The organism is Fischerella sp. JS2 (assembly GCF_032393985.1).
Lineage (GTDB): Bacteria > Cyanobacteriota > Cyanobacteriia > Cyanobacteriales > Nostocaceae > Fischerella.
This window is the reverse complement of sequence record NZ_CP135918.1, coordinates 3,700,560-3,724,335: the sequence shown is the minus strand read 5'-3', so window position 1 is coordinate 3,724,335 and position 23,776 is coordinate 3,700,560. Positions and strand designations below refer to the sequence as shown.

At 40.6% G+C, this 23,776-nt stretch carries 18 protein-coding genes and 2 pseudogenes; 11 read left to right on the top strand and 9 right to left on the bottom strand.

Annotated elements, in window-relative coordinates; translation table 11 throughout:
• Positions 1 to 64: 64 nt before the first annotated feature.
• Complete coding sequence (gene dacB / locus RS893_RS15790; RefSeq protein ID WP_315784935.1) at positions 65 to 1,519, top strand: D-alanyl-D-alanine carboxypeptidase/D-alanyl-D-alanine endopeptidase; 1,455 nt, start codon at positions 65 to 67, stop codon at positions 1,517 to 1,519.
• A gap of 260 nt (positions 1,520 to 1,779) precedes the next feature.
• Complete coding sequence (locus RS893_RS15785) at positions 1,780 to 2,691, top strand: hypothetical protein (RefSeq protein ID WP_315784933.1); 912 nt, start codon at positions 1,780 to 1,782, stop codon at positions 2,689 to 2,691.
• 53 nt (positions 2,692 to 2,744) lie between these two features.
• Here the strand turns inward: RS893_RS15785 and RS893_RS15780 are convergent, their stop codons facing one another.
• Positions 2,745 to 3,290, bottom strand: coding sequence for an NADPH-dependent FMN reductase (locus RS893_RS15780; protein ID WP_016868198.1), 546 nt, complete (start codon positions 3,288 to 3,290; stop codon positions 2,745 to 2,747).
• Between the two features lie 560 nt (positions 3,291 to 3,850).
• Here RS893_RS15780 and ftsH point away from each other — a divergent pair.
• Positions 3,851 to 5,767: an ATP-dependent zinc metalloprotease FtsH gene (gene ftsH / locus RS893_RS15775; RefSeq protein WP_315784925.1), complete on the top strand. Its 1,917-nt coding sequence runs from the start codon at positions 3,851 to 3,853 to the stop codon at positions 5,765 to 5,767.
• Positions 5,768 to 5,880: 113 nt separating this feature from the next.
• Here ftsH and RS893_RS15770 read toward each other — a convergent pair whose 3' ends face one another.
• From RS893_RS15770 to RS893_RS15750, 4 genes and pseudogenes are all read right to left on the bottom strand, one after another.
• Positions 5,881 to 7,440 (bottom strand): HlyD family efflux transporter periplasmic adaptor subunit, encoded by a 1,560-nt coding sequence (locus RS893_RS15770; protein WP_315784922.1) that lies wholly within the window; start codon positions 7,438 to 7,440, stop codon positions 5,881 to 5,883.
• A 62-nt stretch (positions 7,441 to 7,502) separates the two neighbouring features.
• Positions 7,503 to 10,150, bottom strand: a pseudogene (locus RS893_RS15765) (peptidase domain-containing ABC transporter).
• Positions 10,151 to 10,295: 145 nt separating this feature from the next.
• Positions 10,296 to 11,051, bottom strand: coding sequence for a peptidylprolyl isomerase (locus tag RS893_RS15755; protein ID WP_315784912.1), 756 nt, complete (start codon positions 11,049 to 11,051; stop codon positions 10,296 to 10,298).
• Positions 11,052 to 11,173: 122 nt separating this feature from the next.
• Positions 11,174 to 15,250 (bottom strand): esterase-like activity of phytase family protein, encoded by a 4,077-nt coding sequence (locus RS893_RS15750; RefSeq protein ID WP_315784910.1) that lies wholly within the window; start codon positions 15,248 to 15,250, stop codon positions 11,174 to 11,176.
• Between the two features lie 636 nt (positions 15,251 to 15,886).
• Between RS893_RS15750 and RS893_RS15745 the strand changes: the two genes are divergently transcribed.
• The 6 genes and pseudogenes from RS893_RS15745 (at position 15,887) to RS893_RS15720 (ending at position 19,487) form a co-directional block, all read left to right on the top strand.
• Positions 15,887 to 16,051 carry a hypothetical protein gene (locus tag RS893_RS15745; protein ID WP_315784908.1) on the top strand — a complete coding sequence of 55 codons (165 nt, stop codon included), beginning with the start codon at positions 15,887 to 15,889 and terminating at the stop codon, positions 16,049 to 16,051.
• 27 nt (positions 16,052 to 16,078) lie between these two features.
• Positions 16,079 to 16,291, top strand: a pseudogene (locus RS893_RS15740) (DUF4351 domain-containing protein); the annotation flags it as partial.
• 665 nt (positions 16,292 to 16,956) lie between these two features.
• A complete protein-coding gene (locus RS893_RS15735; RefSeq protein ID WP_315784905.1) occupies positions 16,957 to 17,988 on the top strand; it encodes an AI-2E family transporter in 1,032 nt (343 codons plus the stop codon).
• 28 nt (positions 17,989 to 18,016) lie between these two features.
• Positions 18,017 to 18,541 carry an alpha/beta hydrolase gene (locus RS893_RS15730; RefSeq protein WP_315784902.1) on the top strand — a complete coding sequence of 175 codons (525 nt, stop codon included), beginning with the start codon at positions 18,017 to 18,019 and terminating at the stop codon, positions 18,539 to 18,541.
• A gap of 235 nt (positions 18,542 to 18,776) precedes the next feature.
• The gene (locus RS893_RS15725; protein WP_315784899.1) at positions 18,777 to 18,959 is read left to right on the top strand and encodes a hypothetical protein; all 183 of its coding nucleotides are present in this window, start codon (positions 18,777 to 18,779) and stop codon (positions 18,957 to 18,959) included.
• Positions 18,960 to 19,121: 162 nt separating this feature from the next.
• Entirely contained in the window at positions 19,122 to 19,487 is a 366-nt protein-coding gene (locus RS893_RS15720; protein WP_315784896.1) for a phage holin family protein, read from the top strand.
• A gap of 38 nt (positions 19,488 to 19,525) precedes the next feature.
• On the opposite strand, the gene RS893_RS15715 is transcribed toward RS893_RS15720, so the two are convergent.
• Together RS893_RS15715 and RS893_RS15710 are read right to left on the bottom strand one after the other, a co-directional pair.
• A complete protein-coding gene (locus RS893_RS15715) occupies positions 19,526 to 19,786 on the bottom strand; it encodes a MoaD/ThiS family protein (protein WP_315784893.1) in 261 nt (86 codons plus the stop codon).
• Positions 19,787 to 20,091: 305 nt separating this feature from the next.
• Positions 20,092 to 20,982 carry a LysR family transcriptional regulator gene (locus RS893_RS15710; RefSeq protein ID WP_315784890.1) on the bottom strand — a complete coding sequence of 297 codons (891 nt, stop codon included), beginning with the start codon at positions 20,980 to 20,982 and terminating at the stop codon, positions 20,092 to 20,094.
• A 167-nt stretch (positions 20,983 to 21,149) separates the two neighbouring features.
• Between RS893_RS15710 and RS893_RS15705 the strand changes: the two genes are divergently transcribed.
• Both RS893_RS15705 and RS893_RS15700 read left to right on the top strand, forming a co-directional pair.
• A complete protein-coding gene (locus RS893_RS15705) occupies positions 21,150 to 21,422 on the top strand; it encodes a hypothetical protein (protein WP_315784888.1) in 273 nt (90 codons plus the stop codon).
• Between the two features lie 69 nt (positions 21,423 to 21,491).
• Entirely contained in the window at positions 21,492 to 22,145 is a 654-nt protein-coding gene (locus RS893_RS15700) for a glutathione S-transferase family protein (RefSeq protein ID WP_315784885.1), read from the top strand.
• Between the two features lie 117 nt (positions 22,146 to 22,262).
• Here RS893_RS15700 and RS893_RS15695 read toward each other — a convergent pair whose 3' ends face one another.
• Positions 22,263 to 22,709, bottom strand: a complete 447-nt coding sequence (locus tag RS893_RS15695; protein ID WP_315784882.1) for a GNAT family N-acetyltransferase — start codon at positions 22,707 to 22,709, stop codon at positions 22,263 to 22,265.
• 186 nt (positions 22,710 to 22,895) lie between these two features.
• Entirely contained in the window at positions 22,896 to 23,720 is an 825-nt protein-coding gene (locus RS893_RS15690) for an alpha/beta fold hydrolase (protein WP_315784878.1), read from the bottom strand.
• Positions 23,721 to 23,776 lie beyond the last annotated feature (56 nt).

Sequence of the window (23,776 nt, the reverse complement as noted above, 5' to 3'; positions counted from 1 at the left end):
CCCACACCCAACTGCAAACCGCTATAGTTTTTCTCAGAAATCAAAATTGCCCAAATTCAGAATAATGCCTCAAAAGTCTTCTTGTATTTTTCTACTATTATTTTTTAGTATCCACATCGGTATCAACCAGCAACTAGCAAAAGCACAAACACCCACGCCAACAGCACCACTTTGCCCAGCCCAGCTAAAAACCACTATCGATGCTGTCACTAATCGTCCCCTCTTCAATCGTGTACGCTGGGGAATTTTAGTTCAAAATCTTGGTTCCAACCAAACACTCTATAGTCAAGATGCCCAGAAATATTTTACCCCTGCTTCCAACACCAAGCTCCTAACCACCGCAGCAGCATTGGAACAACTGGGTGAAAATTATCGCTTTCGCACATCTATATATAGAGGTAGCAATAATTTCTTATATGTTGTGGGTAGAGGAGATCCTAGTCTCACTGATGCCCAATTAAGATTATTGGCAAAGCAATTAAAACAAAAAGGTATTACCCAAATTCAGCACTTAGTTATAGACGATCGCCAAATTCGAGGTGATCTTGTTCCCTCCAGCTGGCAATGGGAAGACATATACTCAGACTACGGCGCACCAGTTAGCAGTGTCATTCTCAATCAAAACACTTTTAGCTTCAACCTGCTACCACAAACCTTAGGCAAACCTGCACTCATCTCGTGGACGGATGCTAACGAAGCCAAACAGTGGCGGGTAATTAATCAATCCGTGACAACTGCACAAAATCAACCAACCTCCATAAACGTTACCCGGGAATTATCAGGAAACGTGTTGCGAATTCAAGGACAAGTTGCTGCAAATTCTCAACCTTATCTAGTGACTTTGCCAGTAGTTGACCCCAATTATTACTTTTTGCGACGTTTTCGCAGTGCTTTAGCAGCCGAAAAAATCACCTTGGGACGGACATCAGTAGGAATTTATGCGAATAATCAACAGGAAGTAGCAGCCGTACTTTCCCCACCTTTATCTCAATTGTTAATAGAAACAAACCAGAATAGTAATAATCTTTATGCTGAAGCATTATTAAGAGCATTAGCAATCAAAAAACCCCCACTTCCCAATCAAGCTACAGCAGATGCAGCGTTGGAAGTTTTGAAAACAACTTTAACTCAGATGGAAGTTGATTCTTCTAGTTATGCTTTGGTAGATGGTTCTGGCTTGTCTCGTAAAAACTTAATTAGTCCAGAAGCATTGGTACAAACTTTGCAAGCAATGGCCAAATTACCGCAAGCAGCTGTTTTTCGTGCTTCTCTACCTGTAGCAGGTGTAAGTGGCACTTTAAAAAACCGCTTTCACAATACACCAGCAGCAGGAATTGTCCAAGCAAAAACCGGAACTCTAACTGGTGCGATTTCCCTTTCCGGCTACATAAATCCACCCAAGTACAGGCCTTTGGTTTTTAGTATTATCGTCAATCAAACCGAACAACCTGCCAGCATTGTACGTAAAGCAATGGATGAAATAGTTGTGTCATTAGCACAGTTGCAACGTTGTGAATGAGACAGGTTCGTAGTGAGGACTAAAGTCCTCATTTCATAATTCCCATACCTAGCACAATTGGGTGATAACAATTAGCATCAATACATTTATTTGCTACCTTATGCACTTCCGTACGCTTTCACAATTTTGCAAAGATTAATATTGCTTGCCGTCAAACCAACATATACTAAGTTTGCCAATCTATGATCTGAAAATTAAAATGTCAACAATTTGGTCAGTTGGCGCTATGAATAGCGATCGCCAAATTTGGAGGTAAGACATTGGCAAATGGATCATCCTCGCTCATCGGAGCAAAATTTAATAAGAAGCAAAGTCTCAGTCAAACAATCTCTACTGACTTCGCCAATACTACCCCAGCAATTTCCTTAGTATCTTTAGACTTACCAACTGGTAGGCAGGCTTTGCCTAGCCAAATTATAACTAAAACCTTTAAAGAGATTCTCCCTACAAAAGTAGATAACACTGATATCAAAGCTGAGACAGCTAGCTTGGCTTTATACACTGAACCGAATGAGCGAATAACTGGTTTGACTGCCCTATCAAATGGTACGTTTGTGATTGTCACTACAGCATTAACTAAACAGGGAAATTATAGTAAACTGCTATTTCTTGATAATCAATCTTCTAAATCTAAAAAAATTTCAGGATTTAAAAAATCCAATTGTACAATTGAAAATCTGCTGGCTACGAAAGACGACAAACTGATCGGTATAGCAAGTCTAAATGGAGGTACACCTCCTTTTGAAATGGTAATAATTAATCCAGAAAATGGCAAAGTTTCTTCTGGTTCTGATTTATCTTTACCAGAACTATTACCAGATAGACGATTCAGTAATCTAGCTCTCAGCCCGGATGGAAGAATCTATGCTACCACTCTTGGTAGGGAAGGTATTACAAGATTGGTACAGCTAGACCTGGATAACAGGTCTATGCTTAGTGGTAAGGGAAACATTGTCACCTTATCGCCATTGATGTTCGAGGAACAGCCTTTGCGAAATGATTTACTAAGCCTTACCTTTTCTCCATCAGGAGAAGTTTATGCACTTGCTGATCCTAAACATGAAGGAACTAATTCTCTTTTTTCAGTAGATATAGAAACTGGAGAGGTGATACCTATGTCAAAGGTTGCAGTGGATAAAATTACCTTTTCTCGAAAGTCAATATCTATGTAATTGGATCATAAAAGATAGGTTAGGTTGAGAAACCCAACCTATGTGGTTTCTTACTAATCAACTTCTCGGAGCTTGCGGGTATTATCCACCAAACTCTGAGCAAACTGATCAAATCTTTGAGCAAGCTTTTCATCCAACAACTTCCCTTCAGGACTGAAAGCTTTCCACGCTTGTCCAATAGCAATTTGTTCGGGAATCACCCAGCCGTGTACCCAGCGCATAATGATTCTCAAATCATTCAAGGCGTTGCTGTTAGGTTGTCCCCCCAATACACTAATTAATCCTGTTACCTTACCAGACAATTGCTCAAAACTCATCAAATCCAAGGCATTTTTTAAAACACCACTGATACTGCCATGATATTCTGGTGTCGCCAAAATTAACCCATCAGCACGACTCACAGCATATTGCAACTTTTGCACATCTGGATAATCTGGATACTCCTGTTCCCCGTTACAAAACGGCAACTGCATTTCCCGTAAATCCAGTATTTCCACTTCTGCACCTAAAGCTTCTACCCGTTGGGCTGCCAAACGTAAGGCTATTTGACTGTAGGAGTCTGCCCTTAAACTGCCACCAATGCCTACTATTTTTACCATAATAATTATCCAGCTACTAATTAACGTCAATCAGCAGTGATCATGAACTGCATCTACCAAAATTAGTTGTTCACTACTCCCCACACTCCCCTCACCCATACACTCCTACACCCCTTCAGAGGTTAGCTAAACTACCTGAAGATATATCTTGAAAAACGGAATCATTACGACTATGAGTATATCTTAACTATATATAATTTGGCTTGTCAAATTCCGGTTGCAGGCAATTTTTTCTGATCAAATAATTAATAATTTCTTATCAGCTAGTTTTTTGGTCAAAAAAGTTACTTTTATCTCTGGCTCCAATTGGAAAAAGCTTTAAATAGTAAGTTAATTACTCTTGAGCAAAGTAAAATTAAGATGCTGCAAACATTATGGGCGATGCTTGCCCTGGAACTAGTGGTTAGTATTTCACGTTTACAAGTATGAGTAGAAAAACTTGGGAATGAGTTTTTGTCAGAGCTACACTAGAGTGAGAAAAGGTTATTTCTACTCTTTCTAAAAATAAAGCCATACAAAACCAGCGCTCAGTTCGTGGCAGCGGATAAAGGGTAATTCTTATGAGAAGTTTTGAGAAAAAGGTGTCCAAAAAACAGCGACCGACAAAACGTACAGCTTTAGCAGGGGCGTTGGTAGCTGGTTTAATGATTTTGCCAGGATTTGTGGAGGGTACTCCTCCTGCCTTGGCACAAAAAGCAGAACAGCAGCAGGACAACAACACTCTTACCTATGGTAAACTGCTCCAAAAAATTGAAAATGGAGAAGTCGCCAGGGTAGATTTGGATGAAACCGAAAAGGTAGCAGATGTGTATTTAAAGGGGACAGAAAATGCCCAACCTCTGCGTGTAAAGCTTTTGGATCAAAACCCAGAGTTAATTGCCCAACTTAAAGCAAAAAGAGTTGAGTTTGACGAAGTTTCCTCTGCTAACAGTAGAGCTGCTGTTGGTCTTTTGCTCAACCTCATGTGGATTTTGCCACTGGTTGCTTTAATGTTATTGTTCCTACGCCGCTCTACGAATGCTTCAAGCCAAGCCATGAACTTTGGTAAATCCAGGGCTCGCTTTCAAATGGAGGCTAAAACTGGTATTAAATTCGATGATGTCGCTGGTATTGAAGAAGCCAAAGAAGAACTCCAAGAAGTTGTTACCTTCCTCAAACAACCAGAAAAATTTACTGCTGTTGGCGCACGTATTCCCAAAGGAGTGCTGTTAGTAGGGCCTCCGGGTACTGGTAAAACCTTATTAGCAAAAGCCATTGCTGGGGAAGCAGCCGTTCCCTTCTTTAGCATTTCCGGTTCAGAATTTGTGGAAATGTTTGTCGGTGTGGGTGCATCCCGTGTCCGTGACTTATTCAAAAAAGCCAAAGATAACGCCCCTTGTTTAATATTTATCGATGAAATTGATGCCGTTGGTAGACAACGCGGTGCTGGTATTGGTGGTGGTAACGACGAACGGGAACAAACCCTCAACCAACTACTGACAGAGATGGATGGTTTTGAAGGTAACACTGGTATTATTATTATTGCTGCCACTAACCGTCCAGATGTTTTGGATGCAGCATTACTCAGACCCGGAAGATTTGACCGCCAGGTAATTGTTGATGCACCAGATCGCAAAGGGCGTTTGGAAATTTTAAAAGTTCATGCTCGCAACAAAAAAGTTGATCCGGCAGTTTCCTTAGAAGTGGTTGCACGCCGCACCCCTGGTTTTACAGGAGCAGATTTAGCTAACTTGCTAAATGAAGCAGCAATTTTGACAGCACGCAGACGCAAAGATTCTATAACACAGATAGAAATTGATGATGCTATTGATAGGCTGACAATTGGATTAACTCTCAACCCATTGTTAGATAGCAACAAAAAGCGATTGATTGCCTATCACGAGGTGGGACATGCTCTGTTGGCTACACTTTTGCCTCATGCCGATCCCTTAAATAAAGTCACAATTATTCCCCGTTCTGGCGGAGTAGGTGGTTTCTCGCAGCAAATTCTTAATGAAGAGATGATAGATAGCGGTCTTTACACTCGTGCTTGGATACAAGACAACATTACTATGACACTGGGAGGTAAAGCCGCAGAAGCAGAAGTATTTGGAGAGTCTGAAGTTACAGGTGGTGCTAGTAACGATTTAAAAATGGTTACTAACTTAGCCCGAAAGATGGTGACTATGTATGGTATGTCTGACTTGGGACTAGTAGCTTTGGAAACTCAAAATAGTGATGTATTCTTGGGTAGAGATTGGGTCAACCGCAACGAATATTCAGAAGAGATGGCTACCAAGATTGATAGACAAGTACGGGAGATGGCTATTTCTTGTTACCAACAAGCCCGGAAAATTATCCGTGAAAACCGAGCGCTGGTAGACCGTCTTGTGGACTTGTTAGTAGAACAAGAGACTATAGAAGGAGAGCAATTCCGCAAAATTGTTGCTGAGTATACTCAGTTACCTGAAAAACAACAATTGGTTGTTAGTAGTTAGTTGTTGGTTGATTGTTGATTGTTGTTTGTTGGTGGGGTTTTCCGGTTGTTTTAATGAATAAAGTCTCCGATCATCCCATCCGGTGAATATCCTTTATAGCAATTACTTTTACCCTACCTAACAAACTTCAAACTTTCCATTTTCTTTGTAAACAGGTCAGTAAAAATACTAGCAACGTTGCGTTTGCGAAGTTTGATATTGGTACTTACTGACATCCCTGATTGCAGATTAACTTGGCGATCGCTAATCATTAAATACTGACGTTCAAGAACGACTTTGGCGGGAAATCTGTAGAACGGATAAATATTGTCAGGAGGTAGGGCATCAGAACCAACCCAGACTAGTTTACCTTTGACATCCCCAAATTCACTGTAAGGAAAGGAATCAATTCTGACATCAACATTCATGCCTTCTTTGACAAAGCCGATATCGCGGTTGGTAATAAAGACTTTGGCAACAAGGGATTGATTGGGAACTATTTTGAGAATTGGCGCTGAAGAGTTAGTTACATAACCAGGGTTACGGGCTTGTAAATCGAATACTGTACCTGAAACCGGGGCTTTGAGTTCTTGATAACGTAGATTTTGCTGGGTTTTGCTGATTTGACTATCAATTTGGGCAATTTGCTGCTCATTGTCAACAATTGCTTTAGTTAATTGACTGTCAATTTCTGCAATCCGTTTTTGATTATCAGCAATTTTAGTCAGTAACTCATTTTGACTGAGGGCGATTGCATTGTTTACCTTTTCATCAGCTTGTGTAATTGCATACTGGAGTCGTTTTTCTTCTTCTAAAAGTCGATCTACCTCAGCTTGTCGACTGACGAATTGCTGCTGCTGCTTGTAATACTGATTCCTAGCAATTCCTCCCTCATTTGCCAACACTGTCAAATCTGCAAGAATAGTTTTTTCGACAGCCAGTAATTCTTTAGCACTAACCAACTGGACTTGAGTTTGTTTCAACTGCTTTTGCAATTGATCAACTTCCAACTTAGCAGCACTAATGCGTGATCGCACCTCCGATTGGGCAGACTGCAACCGTTGCTGTTGTTCTGGGGTTAATGGTGCACCAGTTCCAGCACCTTGTAATTGCAGGCGATACAGTTGATTTTCGGCAGCTAATTCTGCCCGGTGTTTTGTTAAAAAAGCTTGTTCAGCAGGTAGGGACGCCAGCAATTTTGAATTAGCAGGAGTTTTACCAGTCATTTGCATTTGGTAATACTGATTTTCTGCCATCAAAGCAGCACGAATTTTTTGCAATGATGTTTGTTCGGCATTATCAACCGTTGGATCAAGAGCAAGCAATAAGTCACCTTGTTTGACTTGTTGCCCATCTTTGACCAAAATCCTTTTGGCTACACCCGCAACAGGTGCTTGCACTTCTGTCACAGCCCCTTCTGGTTCAAGTTTACCTTGTGCAGGAATTGCCTCTTCAAACTGTGCCACAGAAGCCCAGATTACCCCAGCAGTAGTCATGCCGATTAAAGTCCATACTACCGCCCTGGGTAAAATCGACGACTGTCGCAACACCACAGGCTGATCAAACCGTTTCAGTGTCGGTGATACATCAAGGGAAGAAGTTGCTAAGGATGTAGCGCCCTGAGTCGAAACAGCAGTTTTACCGTTATTTCCATGACCATTAGAGTCAGGATGAGAACCGTTGGAGTTATTCATGGGGAGGTGGGGAGGTGGGGAGGTGGGGGAGTAGTGAACAACTAACAACTAACCACTAACCACTAACCACTAACTACTAAGCTATCTTGTTGTTGATATAGGTGGTAGTAGTGACCGCGTTTGTGCATGAGTTGGGTATGGGTGCCGCGTTCTGCTACTTTGCCTCGGTGCATGAGTACAATTTCATCTGCCTGTTGAATTGTGCTGAGGCGGTGGGTGATGATGAACATTGTTCGTCCTCGGAAGGCTTGGATTAAGTTAGTACATACTTGCCGTTCGGTGTCGTAGTCGAGGGCGCTAGTTGCTTCGTCCAAAATTAATAATTGGGGATTTTGCAGAATAGTACGGGCGATCGCAATCCGTTGTCTTTGTCCTCCCGACAGTGCGGAACCGCGTTCACCAACGCGTGTCTTGTAACCGTTGGGCAAGTTCATGATGAAGTCGTGGGCGACTGCAAGTTTGGCAGCAGTGATCACTTCTTCGCTGGTAGCATCGGGGTTGGTGAGGGCAATATTTTCTAGAACTGTGCCGTCAAATAACAACGTGTCTTGGGGAATAATGCCAATCTGCGATCGCAGTGAATACAATTCGACTTTACCAATGTCGTAACCATCGATGAGAATTCGACCTGCGTTTGGTTCATACAGACGCGGTAGCAATTTCATCAATGTACTTTTACCAGAACCACTCATGCCGACGATTCCTACTACCCTTTGAGCCGGAAACGCTAAATTAATATTGTCTAATTGCAGTGGACCGCTTGTAGAAAAACGGAAAGATACGTTTTCGTAGGTAACAGCACCCTGAATGGGAGGCATAGGAATATTATCTTGGTCGGCTTGTGTGACTTCTTGGGGCGTATCAACAATATCACTCAGGCGTTCCAAAGACAGGGCTGTTTGTTGAAAGTTCTGCCATAATTGCAACAATCTTAACAAGGGACTAGTGACATACCCCGCAATAATACGGAAAGCAATCAATTGACCTAGCGAGAGTTCACCCTTGAGTACTAAGTATGCACCGACCCACAGCACCAGTAACCCAGAAAGTTGATTGAGAAAATTACTTGCCGAACCAGCAGCAGTAGAAGTTACTGTGGTTTTAAAACCGGATGAAACATAGCGGGCATAGTGTTCTTGCCATTGCCAACGGGTACGCAACTCTATATTTTGGGCTTTAACAGTCTGAATCCCAGAAAGAACTTCTACTAAATATGATTGGGTTTCGGCGTTGCGCTCGGCTTTCGAGCGCAGTTGTCGCCTGACTATTGGTGCTGCAATCAAGCTGAGCAAGGCAAACAAAGGAATTGTAGACAAAGATACCAGTGTCAATACCCAACTGTAAATCAACATGACAATGATGTAGATCACCGAAAAGACAGAATCTAACACCACAGTCAAAGCTGTACCCGTGAGAAAAGAACGGATGTTTTCTAGCTCATTTACCCTAGTTGCTAATTCTCCTACTGGATGGCGGTCAAAGTAACGCAGAGGCAAACGTAACAAGTGGTCGATAATTTCTGAACCCAAGGCTAAGTCAATTCTATTGGTAGCCTCCGCAAACAAGTAAGTCCGCAAAGTACCGAGAACTGCTTCAAAGATTGCAGCTAACAGTAAAAACACACCCAACACTTGCAAGGTGTCGATACTGTTTTGCACCAAAACCTTATCGATGATCACTTGAATCATCAACGGGTTGGCAAGTCCAAACAACTGCACAAAAAACGAAGCTATTAAAACTTCCAATAAAACTGTGCGGTGACGGTTAAGCGAAGGCAAAAACCAACTCAACCCGAATTTTTGTTGCGGTGTCGCTGCGGTTTTTGTTAGTAAAAGTACCTGTGCTTGTTCTCCCCAATTTTTGAGGAACTCAGCGATTTTGAGACGGACAATACCGCGTTCTGGTACACCCAATACTACTCTTGCATCGCTCGTTTCATAAACCACCACCATACTATTTTGCCAATGAATCAACGCTGGTGTCGGTAAACGATTCATTGCATTCGCTGGGACACTCACCAATTGCGCCTTTAATCCCATGAAATCAGCAATTGCTCCACACAATAGCAGAGAAACTGGTTTAGTTGAATCTTTGTGATTATTGGCGATCGCTTTGTGAATAGCCTCCCGACGAAACGGCATCCCGAAATACTGACTCACCATTTGTAAACAGGCGAGGGTAGCGTTGCGCGAAGAGTCGCGGACGTGGGGGTATTGTTTGGTGGGGAGGTGGGGAGTAGGGGGAGTAGGGGGAGTGGGGGAGTGTGAGGAGTAGAGGGAGTAAATTTTGAGTCTTGACCCTTGACAGTTGACTCCATGAAATAAGATTTCAGGATTGGTTCTTCTTCTAGCAGAGTCAAGAATTCCTGATGTGGAAGCACAAGGCAGAGGGTTTCTTCCTCACAAGCCATGACTTTTTCGCAGGGAACACCCCGCAACAAGCTTTTCCAGCCTACAATCTCCCCTGGTTGTAATCGTTGCAATGTCACAGGTATGTTACTTTGGGGGTCATGGCCGATCAACCGCGCCTGTCCTGTATAGATAATTACGACATCAAGCGGTAACTCTTGCAGTGGTAGGATAGCTTGTCCCATCCGAAAGCGCTGCAATTGCAATCTTTGCGATAACTCTTGCAATTTAGCAGTGGATAGTTGCTCAAAGGGTGGGATACCTGATAAGAAGGTTGGGATTGCAGTGGGAGTTTGGGTCATAAAGCGAGGAGCAATTATCAAAGTGCGAACGATGAATTAATACAATCACCAATCACCCACAAACGAAAAATCTATCTGTGTCTATCTGTGTCTATCGGTGTGCATCGGTGGTCGACTTACAAAAAAATACTTTTTCATCGCTGAATTACATTGGCAGTAAATTTCCATCCTCTTGAGTGTTATTCAGCGGGTTTAATTGTGCAACTTGTTGTCCCAACCACTTGAGAAACAATTCATGCCGCAACTGCCAACGAGTAACATCATTTAACTCAGCAGGAAGTATCTTTTCTAACCTGAGAATGACAAACCACTGGTCTATGGGTGTGGGTGGTAAAAGTTGTCCTGGCTGGGTGAAAGTTAGCAGTTTTGCCAAGGTGGGGTGCAGTTTACCTAGTTCTACTGGCCCAACAATACCTTGAGTGCGGGCTTCTTGCCCTATGGAATATTTGGGAGCCAGTTCCGCAAAAGATTGTTCCCCTGCTTGCAAACGGAAGAAAAGTTCTTGGGCAATACCACTATCTTTGGTATGAATAACAGAATAAATTACCCGATCAAGTTGAGGTTTACGCTTGTCAAAGTAAGCATCGATCTGAGTTTCCCAAGTGGCTTGTTTAAACTTTTCTAACCGTAATGCCCGTGTTACTAATTTACGGACTTGTTCAGAAGTCATACCACGACGGCGTAACCAAGCTTGACGTTCAGCGTCTGTTTTTGAATTTTGCTGTAAGTAAAATGCTTGACAGGCTTTTTCTGTTTCTTCTGGTGTGCAAATAAATGGTGCGATCGCCTGATCTATGATCATTTCTCGCAACAGTTGTGGCAATAACTGGTAATTTGCCAGCAAAGGCACAATTTCTTCAGCCGTAACTTTTTGTTCGCGAACTTGTAGAATTACACTCATTATCAAGAGATTGGAGATTGGGTGGAGTGTGTAGACACGCAAGTGGATTCCCGTAGGGTGGAGTGTGAAGAGTGGGGGGAGAAATTGCTTCCTTGTCCTCCTTGTCCCCCTCTTCCCTCTTCTTAAGCAAAGGCAAAGTTTGCCTGAGTCAGATTAGTAGCTTGAATTCCCAGTAACACAGCCACATCTTGTCCATAAACACCGATGATAGTGTTATCACCTTCTTGGCGAGTTGTCCAATCACCACCGAGAGAGTCATAGGCAAAACTAACGTTAGCAAAGCCAATCACATCTTCTTCACTACTGTTGAAGTCCGTAATTGTGTTAGGCTTTGCTGGCAAGTCTGTTTCATCGGTAACAATCCAAAACTGATCGGCTCCTTCACCGCCAGTCACAAGGTTTTCGCCTCCGCCAATACCAACATATAATTCATCGTTACCTGCACCGGCGTTTATGCTATTTTTTGTACCAGCTAATACGATGTCATCATCATTACCAGTATCAATTTGATTGCCGCTACCAAATCCACTGACATCAACGATGTCATCGCCATCCCCGGTAAAGAGAATTTGATTATCTCCAAAGAATAACTTTGGATAGAGATCAGCATTATCGCAATTGGGATCGTAAAGATAATCATCGAAATAATCATCTTCTGATGTACCGTAGATGATTGATTTGGGGATTCCTAGTCGAGAATCGAGGTTGAGGGGAGTGGACAATTCAACCTTGATAAATTCATTGTTATCTGGTTCTAAGGGATTGCGGATGGCGTTGAACGGATAGTTGTTGTCGTTGGCAAGCAAGACAGTATTTTCATCCAGAACCAGGATATCTTCAATGGTGAGGAAAGGGAAACTAAAGGTGTTACTCCCATCGCCGTTGAGGTCGTTAGGGTCAGCAATGTTGAGTAAATCAATGACTTCCTCTTTGTAGAGATAGCCTTGTTCATTGGTTCGGGAAATATCGACTTTGAAGACTTTCTTGAATTCTGCTTCTGCTCCCGATTTTTCATCTCGTTCAATTATTAAGAATTCGTGATCGTTAATTGGGGTGGCATCGCCGATCGCATGATTCGGATCATCTACTTGATAGTAACCAACTAAATCATCGTTAAAGGATTTTGTCGCAACGTCAAATTCATAAACACGTCGGGAGTCGTTAGGATCTCCAGCAACATATCCTTCGAGTATCGGGTAAAGGGTTTGACGATCTGGGCTGTAACTCATGGCTTCAAAGCCACGGGATCTAGCTAAATTAGCGATCGCTTCGTCTTCTTCTACTCCTGGGTTTTGGGGAGAAGCAACGTCATCGGCGGTAATTTTGTCTTTTGCTGCCACCCCATCATCGACAAAATCGCTGAAGTAGCCGTCTACCCCTAAGCGGATAAACTGCTCGTACTCTAGTTCTGGGTTGCCGTTGTAGTCAGGTGACAAGTAATATTCGTCACTGCGGAAGGTGTATGGATGCACCAACAAGCCTGCTTGGTGAGCATCGTAGACTAGGGTAGTTGGTTCCTGGAGGTATCGATCTGCATCACTAATTTGGCCATCACTGTTAATGTCATCTGGTTTACCGTCGTTATTTTTATCAATAGTCTTGGCTGGTACGATCAATCTTTTGCTAGGGCCGATTCCTTCAGCATAGCTGGCAATTTCTGTCAACCCTTCAGGAGTAATTAAGTCGGCGTAGGTTTGGTCAATTCCCTCATACACATAATCGTAGGGAGCGCCACTACCATCTATTAACTGCACCAAAGGAATATCCACCCCAGCGTTGGGCATGATTTCGTTTTTGAGTTCTTTGAGATTGGAGACTTCAAAGGACTGAATAAAAATGCGGTCAGGATCGATGAAATCGTTGGCAACTAGGGTATCAACTAAAATTTGCGAAGTATTGTAATTGATGGGAGTGCCATCTAAGAATTTACCTTCTTTGGCAAAGTAAGTGGGGTGTTTGGTTTCGGGATAGATACCAAGCTTTACACCTGTTTCAGCTTCGTAGTCTTTGATGAAGTTAATGTATTCTTCCAGTGTGGGAATTTGGAAGTAACCATCATACCTAGCACTTTCAGGGCGGATATTAGGAATACGTTCAACTGCCCGCAGTTCTTTAATTTCAGCCAGTGTGAAATCTTCTGCAAACCAGCCTGTGATCCTTTGTCCATCTAAAACTTTGGTAGTCAGGCAATCGCTAAATTTTTCAAAATTCGCGACGTTAGTTGTTGCTTCACTAATAACGGGTTTGCCGTTCTCGTCGTAAACAATATTGCCGTTTGCATCCGTCTTCACTGCTGCCAATACAGGTTCGTGACGGACAATTAAAACTCCATCTTTGGTGACAACTAGGTCTGGTTCTAGGAAATCTGCTCCGAATTCAGCACCCAAGTTGTTAGAAGCAACTAAATCTCCGCCTAAATCGCCGATTGTATGTTCTGGACGAATGCCAGGCGCACCACCCCGATGACCAATGACGATTGGGTCTTGTCCGTTGAGGGTATTGAGCGGAAAAATATTGGGGGTAGAAATTGGGGCATCTATGAGAACGCCGTTACTGTCAAAATGCAGTAGATAGGGACCAAATTCTTCACCAATCCAAATTGTGCCGTCTTTCCCCAAAACAACAGATTCAGGGTCGAAGTCAGCCCCTGTCAAGAAGCGGTCTGTTGTGGTTTCGTTGACAATTTGCCAAGGAATTAAGTTGTGAGGGTCGGATAGTTGGATGTAGTCAGTCCACTCGGCGTCACCACTGCCATTGTCTGCGGTTTTGAAATCTGGGTCGACTTTATAAATCCGCAGTAGATAATCAGCACTATTAGTCTGGCTACCAAAGCCGTTATCTGACAAAAACCAGTAGCTATCTGAATCGGCAAACTGCACACCGCTAAAACCTTGTACAGGTTGTCCTGGAAATGGCCCTGTACGCCTGTTACTGGAAATGGGTTTGCCATTGCCATCATTTTGACCAGATGGCGGGCCTTCAGCATAGGTATCAGCTGGTAAGGAAGAAAATCCAACTAAAGAGGGTTGTTTCATTGTCAAATCCGTCCATACTAAACTGTGATCTGAAGAAGGAGTGGTGGTAGCATCTTGGCGATCGCCTACTAGTGGATACAGGGGATCAGTAGTGGTAGGCCAGAATACTTGAGCATCCCGAATTTTTAAGTTTTGAGACGGCAGCACATAGTCAACGCGGAGATTACCTGAATTATTATCATTGAAATCTGCTGTGTCATAGGCTGGATCGCTGATATGAGTAGTATTCTTACCTTGGTCCAGTACGGCTTGTTCAGAACCACCTAAGCTACTTGGTGTGACACTGGTATTCACACGGGGATTTTCTAATATCTGCCGAATTGCATAGTTGTAACTGTCCCCATCATTTCGATCAGCGTTTTGGTCGCCCAGAATCACGAAGGCTGCTTTTTCTGTCAGTCCTCCGTAGTTACCGTTGTCATCATATATATAATCACCTGCCCCGGGGATGATATAGTCTGACCAAAAGCGAATCTCATCATGATTGCGCTTGCCGTTGCGGTCTTCTGCACCATCGAATACAGGAGGTGTAGGATGACTCACCAAAGCGTGAATTATTTGACCATTCACCTCAATTGGCACATCCCAATGACTTTTGGAAGATAGCCGTAAAACTTCTTGCTCTTGTTGAGAATACCAGGGAGTATCAGAATTAGGAAGAGCGATCGTTGACAATAAAGAATCGGGCATATCCTTCCACAGAAAATTCTGGAAAGTACGCACATTCTCTGTGTCAATTGGATATTTAGACAGTAATAGCATTCCAAACTGTCCAGGAAAATTGCCGAAACCAAAGGCATCGTCCCCGTATCCGCTTTCTCCTGGTGTAGTTACAATCTTGCCATCGTTGTTGAGGTCATAGCCAGAACTAATACCTGTATTGGAAGGAGCAATGTAGAAGTATGGATAGTCAACGGGATCTGCTCCATTTTGACTGACTTTTAGGTAGTTCTGCCGGAACAAATCAACTGCTTTGGTTGGGTCATCTGCATAATAATCAAATTCTTGGACGCTGATAATATCTGGATTCGTGCGTTGAATGATCTCGGCAATAGCTTTGGCTTGAGAATTTTCTGGTGTGGATAAATCTTCAATTAGCTGCCCTTCCGTACTCCGGTTCAAGGAAGCGTTGAATTGGGCAAAGCGAATTGTGTCCTGTGTCATGGTGAATGCATCCGTAACTTTATATGACCAAGTACTTGCATATTTCTCAAAAAGAGTGAGTTATAGAAAAAGTTCAAGTGGGAGTTGCTTGCAGGAGATTTTATAGTACCTATATTCCTCTCTTTACGAAGTAGTAATTGTTTGGATAATTTGTATTTTTAGTCTACTAGTTAATCGAGATTTTCTCATGAAATAATAATTATTCATGCTGACAAAAATAAACAAAATATATAACTATATTTAGCTTAAATATTCGGTTGAGATCATCTATTTTAAACTAAATAAGAAATAGAAAACAGATCAATTTTTCAGATTAAAGCTGTTCCTCTTAAACAGCATAAATAATCAAGAGAGAACGAAGGAGAAAATTTTTGTCTAATAACACTTAATGGCTTATTGTAGTTTAAAATCGCAGACTTAAAGGATAATATATTTATAGGTTAATCTTTAATTAATATTTGGTTAATTTTTGATGAATAGTTACTAATTAAATGACAAGTCATGAAGAGCGATCGCTTCTCTAAAAAAGCGAATATTTGAAAAATAGTATAATTTATGACTCAATATCTTCAGTCGAAGTCCTAAAATACGACTAATCCAGAACAATTATTAAGTCGAGTTGCAAAGCAAGTGAGTATGATAGAGACTATCGAACAATGTCGAGAAGTCGCAGCGCGGACACAACTTTTAGCAGGGTTGAAGTTTGAAAAAGGATTAATTTGTAGGTTATTTCGAGGTGAAGCCATGCGAGAATCAGTCATTTACAAAATTTTGGAGGAAGGACGCCAAGAAGGAGAATAAGCACTTCTACTCTGATTACTAAATCGTCGGGCTGGCACTATTCCGCCTGAGTTACAGATGCAGATTCAAACTTTAGCGTTAACGCAACTGGAAGAGTTAGGTGAGGCTTTATTAGATTTCTCAGAATTAGCAGACTTGCTTGCTTGGTTGCAGACATCACAACAAGAGGCGATCGCTAACTTACTGATTATCCTACTTGCCAAAGTCATGTGGAGACAGCTTACAGCGTTGAATAAGTAGAAGTGAGTAAATTTTGGACTCAAAAGTGATCAATAAAGTTCAGTAAACTAAACCTGATGTGTTGACTAAAAGATAGTTTTGCCTTTAAAAACATAGGTAAATTCATATCTTACACCTGTCCAACTATTAGATCAAAACTAAAGTTTTAAGCTAATAGCTAAAGTTAGTTCAAGCTAACTAGAGCAGGGATTTTAATCCGTTTTAATGGCTTTTAACTTTTAGCGGGAACTTTAGTTCACGGCTGAATGCAAGATCAAAAATTACCACTCTCAAAATTTATTATTTATTTTTGATATTTATATACATAATAAGTAATAGCTTGGCATAGAAATTTAGCCAAGCATATAACATCAATAATTATCAGCTGGGAGATGTAATTATTTATTACAATATTGCTTTCTTTCCAGAAAATTCTGTTCATCAAGAACAAAATAGATTGAAACGAGCAGCAACTTCTTGGATAATCTAAGTGACAATATTTAGCAAAATAATCTTCATTGAGATTTTGGTAAACGATATGATTGTGTGAAAATTTACCAACTCAATTGTAGAAAAAACCTGATATTTAACTGACATGATTTTTTGATGGTATAAGAAAGCGGACTTACCCGTAGAATCAATCCAAAATCTAAAATCCAAAATTGTCTGACGCTTTAAATGAAATTATGAGTCCACCTCCAAAACCAAGCATTTGGCAAAATCTAAACCTTTTAATCCTGCTGCGTTTGTTGTTACTATTCGCCTGTGGTTGGGCACTCGTCGTACTCATTAGTTACTTTTATAACGTTATTGCCATTTTTACTACAGCCGCTATTATTGCTGCATTGCTGAATTATCCTGTGCAGTGGTTGTCTCGTTATATTAAGCGAGGATTAGCAATTACTATTGTTTTCTTCAGCGCTGTTGTGATTTTAATTGCTGTGGTTACTGCTTTGGGGTTAGAGGTAATCTATCAAGGACAAGGACTAGTCGATCGCATTACTCAAGCACTGAAAACACAAGATTTACTGCCACTTAAAGAATTTATAGGAAATTTAAATCTAGAAAAACTTTTACAAACTCTGCAAACTGGGTTGGTATCTGGATTAGGAATTGCTCAAAATATTTTTTCTAGCGTCTTTACATTGATTTTTCTGGCTGTTATCAGTTTATATATGCTCATAGATGGCGAAAAACTTTGGTTTTATAGTTTACAGTTGGTTCCTGTAAAGTCACGCGATCGCTTTGCCACGACTTTTCAGTGTAGTTTCTTAGGATTCTTGCGGGGACAATTATTGTTGATGCTATTCTTATCAACTGCAAGTTTTCTTGTTTTCTTAATCTTGGGAGTGAACTATGCGTTATTTTTAGCACTCGTTGTTGGCATTTTAGACGCTATTCCTGGTATTGGGGCAACGCTAGCAGTACTCACAATTACTTTATTAATACTGGCATCCCAAGGCTGGGTAATTGCAGTTGAAGTTGTGATTGCCAGCATAATTCTTCAGCAAATTCAAGATAACTTTGTAAGTCCCAAAGTTATGGGCAATGCATTAGAAATTAGTCCAGTCATACTATTTTTAGCTCTATTTATTGGTGAGCGAGTAGCTGGTTTACTGGGTGTGTTTCTATCGATTCCCATTGCAGGGATGATTGCTGCTTGGTTAAGAGCAGAAAACTTAGAAGAACAGCAATCTGCACCAAAAGAATCGCAATAATTAATACATAAAGCTACTTAAACCGATAATGACTCCTTTTAAATTAACCTCTTACATATTTTCAGTAATTATCTTTGTAATTTACAGCACTTTTGTAACAGTATTCCAACCAAAACCTGCCATCAGCGCAGATAATATTTATTTTCCTGTCAGTTCTACTAAATTACGTTTATCAGTTAAATCTTTAGAGGTTTTTGCCAAAGAAGGTCGAATTACAAAAGAATTTGAGTTTTTCGCCAAACGACTTAAACCAGAAAAACTACAGCGTCTTCGCAAACTATTACTGTATAAATTTAATACTAATTCTGTAGCAGTTTCTCAACTTACGTATTCTCCAATCGGAGAAGAATACATCCGCCAATATGGTGCGATTATCAAAACACGTACAGGTCAAAATGGTTTTTATGCTATCCGTTCAGCCTTGGTGCTTGCAGCAGCAGACCCAGAAGGATTAACTGGGTTAAGTTTTATACGTCACTTTCCCACAGATATTCAGATTAGTGTCAAAGATTTTTTAGAACTGTTAGATGAATTGAGTTACCTTACAGGCTAAAAACAGTCCGATACATTGGCGATCGCATCAAATTCCTGTTGGAAACAACTACTTTATTAAATTTTTGAGCTAACTTACTTAACTGGCTTATCTGCTATTGCAACAATAACTTAAAGGTGAAAAAGTAATTGAGAATATTACTTTTAGCACCCATAAGCAAAGTCATAGTAACAAAATCAAAACCCCTGAATTTATCTATAGGGATATCGCTTATTTTGAGCAGGTTACATCTAGTTTGGCAGCCAAGGTCACAACCGCACAAGCATCAGCATTCAAGTCTTGGGTGTTGTCAATCGCTGAAAAAGTAGCAAATGCTGTCAAAGAAGGAGGTTTTCTTGGTATTGGAGGTAAAAGAGTTAGCGATAGCGAAGCTTCTATGCTCAAGAAATTAGAACAAACTTTAGCATTAAAGGTTTAAAATACTGAAAAGTCATCAAAAACGGTATCAAAACAAGTGATTTTATGAGGTCAATTACAGAGCCATTTTATTGATTTGCATAACCCTTCACCTTTACCCTTTCCCCAAACTTCTGCAAGAAGTCTACTGTTGATAATCCCAATTGTTTGCTGAGGTGTATCAATGGCTGGTTTTATCATTTCTGTTGTGGTAATTGCTATTAGTTTGTTAATTATCTCCAAGCTACCTACTGGCGTTGAGATAGATAGTCCTTGGATTGCTTTGATTGCAGGAGCAATTATCGGTGCTTTTAATGGTTTCTGGAGTCTTTTCCCTGGTTGGTTTAGGACAACTAGCGCTGTTATCAGTCTGGGTTTAATTCCTTTGATTGGCAGCATTATTGTATTTGGTTTAGCAGCTTGGCTAGTAGAAGGATTCAGACTGCGATGGGGAATTGCTAGCGCCATTATTGGAGCGATCGCCTTAAGTATTATCAACTCCATTCTGTTCTTTATTCTGCGCCAGATTGGTGTAGTGGCAGCTTTTTAAGTTAAAAGTCAAAAGTTAAAATCATCCTCTCTTCCAGATTAACCACCACTAACAGGGGGAATTAACACGACCTCATCGCCGTCTTGCAAAATAGTATCTGGTTCGACAAATATCAAGTTAACTCCAAACCTGGTTACATCCCGCCATTTGCTTAATTCCGGATGTTCGGCAATTAAGCGATCGCGCACTGCAACAACTGGTGTATTCTCCGGAAATTCCAACACCAGTTCTGGTACTCCATAAGCCTCTTGATAAGCAGCAAATAACTTGACATTAATTCTAATTGTAGGTTCATACATAAAAGCCTAGCCAAAACAGTGTTTTTAAACTGGTCTTAACATTATCTCTTTTTATTGAAAGTACTGAAGGGGCGGCGAATTTTGATGGTATGTTACGCGATCGCCACCCTTGCTGATTAACGTCAATTCGATGGATATAATACTAATGGAAGATACACAGTAATGAAAAAAGTGGGTAATACGCAAAATAAAATGGGTGAAACCCAAGACACTGTAGCGTTTCAATATAGATCCAATACATTTAGTGGGGAGACAATTACGTTTGAGGGTTTCTCCCTCAAAGCCCCAAAATCTCTCATCAAAGCTCAAGTAGAGTCAGCTAAGCTCTGAAAATCAAATTTTTTTAACAATTCTAAAAATTTAAAAACCGCAGGGATGTGCAAAGCGTTGGATAAAACTGCAACGGCCATGACTCTTTTAAGCGGTACTGGCAAACCGTATACTTGTACTTGTGGAGGAATTGGTATTGCTGCTAAACGTGGGAGTATAGCAGCTGTAAGTCCTTGATTCACCATGCTGACAATAGTAGAGTCTTCTTGAATATGGCTAGCAGTATTTAAAAAGGGCGCTAAATTTCTGATATGTTCATGTAAAGGTCGTCCACAGGGTAAGCAACTAAGCATGACTGGTGAATAAACTGCTAAATCTTGCCAAGTAATTTGGAAATTCTCTATTTTGGCATGGGGTGGCAATAAAGCAACATATTCATCCTGGACAATTTCCCAAGTTTCAAATTCTTCAGGTGCAGGTAGATAGGTAATACCAATATCAGCGCGTCCTTCACGTAAAGATTGTTCTACATCCAAGTAAGCAAGGCGTTCTATGATAGTGACAGCTATTTCTGGGAATTGATGGTGAAATTTGGCTATTACTTGCGGTAGCAAATGAGTGGCGACGCTACGAAAAGAAGCTATGCGTACATGACCACCATGTAAACCTTTATGCAGATTTGCTTCTTCTTGCATCATCTCCAAATGTTGCAGAACTGTGCGAGCATGATACAAAATCCGTTCGCCTGCTGGTGTTAATACTGCACCGTAGCGACCCCTAGCAAATAGAGGTACACCCAATTCTTCTTCTAAGGTAGCAATGGCATGACTGATTGCTGGTTGAGAAAGCTGCAATTCACTTGCTGCCTCACTAAAGTTACCACACTCCGCTACTGCAACAAAGGCTCGAATCTGGGAGAGTTTCATCGGTAATTCCAATACAGAAGCTGATTTGTTTTTCTCAAATAGATTGTATCAATAGATTTTTATTATCTATAAACCACATTTATAAAATCTATACAAGCCATGATTTGATTGTTGAGTGAGGCGTTGCTAGAGTTTTGATTGTGGATGAGCATTTCAGGAGTAATTCTATGAAAAATCATGGGATGTGTCTGCAAAATAATGACAGAGAATTAGAACTAGAATTTAGATACAATAGCAGCTCATTTTTTAGAAAAAGCTTGCGTAAATTGTGGCAAACAATAATTAATTATTTAGTAGCTCATCAAGAATTAAAAGTTTGGCAAAAAATGGATCGTCACGGTAATATTTATTGGCAAGCATACGACCCTGTGACTGGTAAGTCTTTTATGTCAGGTTCTGAATCTGATATGCGTGCATGGATTGAACAAATTTATAGATAGTTCAAATTTTTAGAAGTAGATAAGCCGCAGAGGACGCAGAGATCGCAACAGAGAAATAAGGATTGTTATATGACAGATTTAACTCTTGTAATTGGCAATAAAAATTATTCATCTTGGTCATTGCGTCCGTGGTTAGCGATGAAGCAATTTGGTTTAGAATTCCAGGAAATTTGCATTCCGCTATATACCCCAGAAGCTACATCAAAAATTCGTCAATACTCTCCATCAGGAAAAGTACCTGTTTTATTACATGGCAATCAAAAGGTGTGGGATTCTCTAGCTATTTGTGAATATTTAGCTGAAGAATTTCTACATCTAAATTGGTGGCCAGAAGATAAATCTACTAGGATGATAGCTCGTTGTATTAGTGCAGAAATGCACTCTGGTTTTCAAAATTTACGTCAGAATATGCCGATGAATTGCCGTGCTAAACTTCCTGGTAAAGGGATAGCATTAGGGGTACAAAAAGACATTGATCGTATCACTACTATCTGGCGAGATTGTCGAGAAAAGTTTGGTGGTAATGGTGATATGTTATTTGGTCAATTTACTATAGCTGATGCTATGTTTGCTCCAGTTGTCTTGCGGTTTGTGATCTATGATGTGCAGTTAGATAATGTTGCTCAAAATTATGTAGAAGCTATTTTAGCAATACCAGCACTGCAAGAATGGATCAAAGCTGGTAAAGCTGAGCAAGAAATTATTCCTGCTTTTGAGTTTTAGGAATAGTTTATTTTAATGATGTATTGTTGTTGGCGAATAAATATAGCTTTTAAACGCAGAGGGACGCGGAGTTAGCGCAGAGGAACGCAGAGTTTTTCTGTATTAAATCTTTACAAATTAATTATTGCTGGTTTTGGTATTTTCAGGATGAATTTTATTGGTACGGAACATCAGCTGCAACTCACCTACATCTGCGGTAAAACCCCAATGCTTATAAAAAGACATCATCTCTGGTAAACAATAAAGAGCTACCACTTCTACAGAGGATAATTTAGGATGATTGATCGCTAATTCCATCAATTTAGAGCCAAGTCCCATATTTCTATGGCTAGGTTTGACGATGACATCATAAACAGTGGCTCTATATATAAAATCTGTAAGAACGCGAGTAAAAGCAATCAAGCAATCGCACTCATCAACCAATCCAATTATAATATCCGATGCTGCTAGCATCTTCTCGATTTCCTCACGCGTGCGTCGTTGACTCCAGAATTCGTTTTTGTATAAATCTAATAAATCTGAAATTTGAATTTCACTTAGTTGTTCTACAACTTGATAATTCATAAGAGAATTATTATTTGACTGTGAGTTCGACTGAACATAACCCCAACCCCTTCCCTAGTGGGTAAAAAATCTATAATTATAATTCGCCTTTTCTTCTTCTGTGTTCTCTGCTTCTCTATGGTTTTTTACTCAAATTTTATTTTTACAAATCAGATAGGACTGCCACAATTAAATATTATTCTAAATTTATCCTCCGACTTGCATCGCCTCAGCTGCTTTAGCACTAATTTCCAAAAAATCATTTGCCTTCATAATTTCGTAAAGGTTGATCTCTGTTTCTAATAAACAAGCATGTCCACTTTCAGGTAATACCAGAACTTTGGAGTTGGGTAAAATATTAGCTAATCTTTGCGCTTCTGCCAGAGAAGGTAAAAGTCTATCCTGAGTGCTAGCGACTAGTAAAACAGGTTGAGTCAGTTGACGTAACTGTTGTTCATCAACACTGAATTCTCGAATTAAAGATAATCGCCACAGAACGGTTTGTGAAGGTATAGAACGCATTGTTTTCAGCAAATCTTGGCGATCGCTTCTGGAAATACGTGATAATGTTGCTAGAAACGGTAATAAAGCTAGAGCGCCAATATCAAAACAGGATGATGGCACTAAATAAGAAAACTGTGACGCCCACTCGTATAATGGGCGAAGATGAAAACTAGAAGCAGGATTAATCAAAATAATTCTTTTAAATAAATGTGGTGCTGCTACAGCTACTTTTTGAGCTAAACAACCCCCAAAAGATTCGCCACATAGATAAACTGGTCGCTGGGAACTTTTTTCTAATTCTGCATGGATCAAGTCCAACACATTATTAGTTAATACTTCCCAACTAGTCAAATCTTCCCGTGGGATTGCCAAACAACGGACATCGAAACCAGCTTCTAAGCCTGCTGTTTGCGTTCGTAATAGTTGACCAGTTCCATCCATTCCAGGCAAATATACAAATAAGGGATATTCTGGCTGAAGACGTTTAGGAGTCAAAAAACACGGCTGTAGTGCTACTTTTGGAGTCATTGGTTAATAGTCATTGGTCATTGGTCAATGGTCATTGGTCAATGGTCATTGGTCAA

What these genes read in the sequence shown, in the direction of transcription:
- dacB (WP_315784935.1), top strand. Translation starts at nt 65, where the DNA reads ATGCCTCAAAAGTCTTCTTGTATTTTTCTACTATTATTTTTTAGTATC.
- RS893_RS15780 (WP_016868198.1), bottom strand. Translation starts at nt 3,290, where the DNA reads ATGGTAAAAATAGTAGGCATTGGTGGCAGTTTAAGGGCAGACTCCTAC.
- ftsH (WP_315784925.1), top strand. Translation starts at nt 3,851, where the DNA reads ATGAGAAGTTTTGAGAAAAAGGTGTCCAAAAAACAGCGACCGACAAAA.
- RS893_RS15770 (WP_315784922.1), bottom strand. Translation starts at nt 7,440, where the DNA reads ATGAATAACTCCAACGGTTCTCATCCTGACTCTAATGGTCATGGAAAT.
- RS893_RS15755 (WP_315784912.1), bottom strand. Translation starts at nt 11,051, where the DNA reads ATGAGTGTAATTCTACAAGTTCGCGAACAAAAAGTTACGGCTGAAGAA.
- RS893_RS15750 (WP_315784910.1), bottom strand. Translation starts at nt 15,250, where the DNA reads ATGACACAGGACACAATTCGCTTTGCCCAATTCAACGCTTCCTTGAAC.
- RS893_RS15745 (WP_315784908.1), top strand. Translation starts at nt 15,887, where the DNA reads ATGATAGAGACTATCGAACAATGTCGAGAAGTCGCAGCGCGGACACAA.
- RS893_RS15735 (WP_315784905.1), top strand. Translation starts at nt 16,957, where the DNA reads ATGAGTCCACCTCCAAAACCAAGCATTTGGCAAAATCTAAACCTTTTA.
- RS893_RS15730 (WP_315784902.1), top strand. Translation starts at nt 18,017, where the DNA reads ATGACTCCTTTTAAATTAACCTCTTACATATTTTCAGTAATTATCTTT.
- RS893_RS15720 (WP_315784896.1), top strand. Translation starts at nt 19,122, where the DNA reads ATGGCTGGTTTTATCATTTCTGTTGTGGTAATTGCTATTAGTTTGTTA.
- RS893_RS15715 (WP_315784893.1), bottom strand. Translation starts at nt 19,786, where the DNA reads ATGTATGAACCTACAATTAGAATTAATGTCAAGTTATTTGCTGCTTAT.
- RS893_RS15710 (WP_315784890.1), bottom strand. Translation starts at nt 20,982, where the DNA reads ATGAAACTCTCCCAGATTCGAGCCTTTGTTGCAGTAGCGGAGTGTGGT.
- RS893_RS15705 (WP_315784888.1), top strand. Translation starts at nt 21,150, where the DNA reads ATGAAAAATCATGGGATGTGTCTGCAAAATAATGACAGAGAATTAGAA.
- RS893_RS15700 (WP_315784885.1), top strand. Translation starts at nt 21,492, where the DNA reads ATGACAGATTTAACTCTTGTAATTGGCAATAAAAATTATTCATCTTGG.
- RS893_RS15695 (WP_315784882.1), bottom strand. Translation starts at nt 22,709, where the DNA reads ATGAATTATCAAGTTGTAGAACAACTAAGTGAAATTCAAATTTCAGAT.
- RS893_RS15690 (WP_315784878.1), bottom strand. Translation starts at nt 23,720, where the DNA reads ATGACTCCAAAAGTAGCACTACAGCCGTGTTTTTTGACTCCTAAACGT.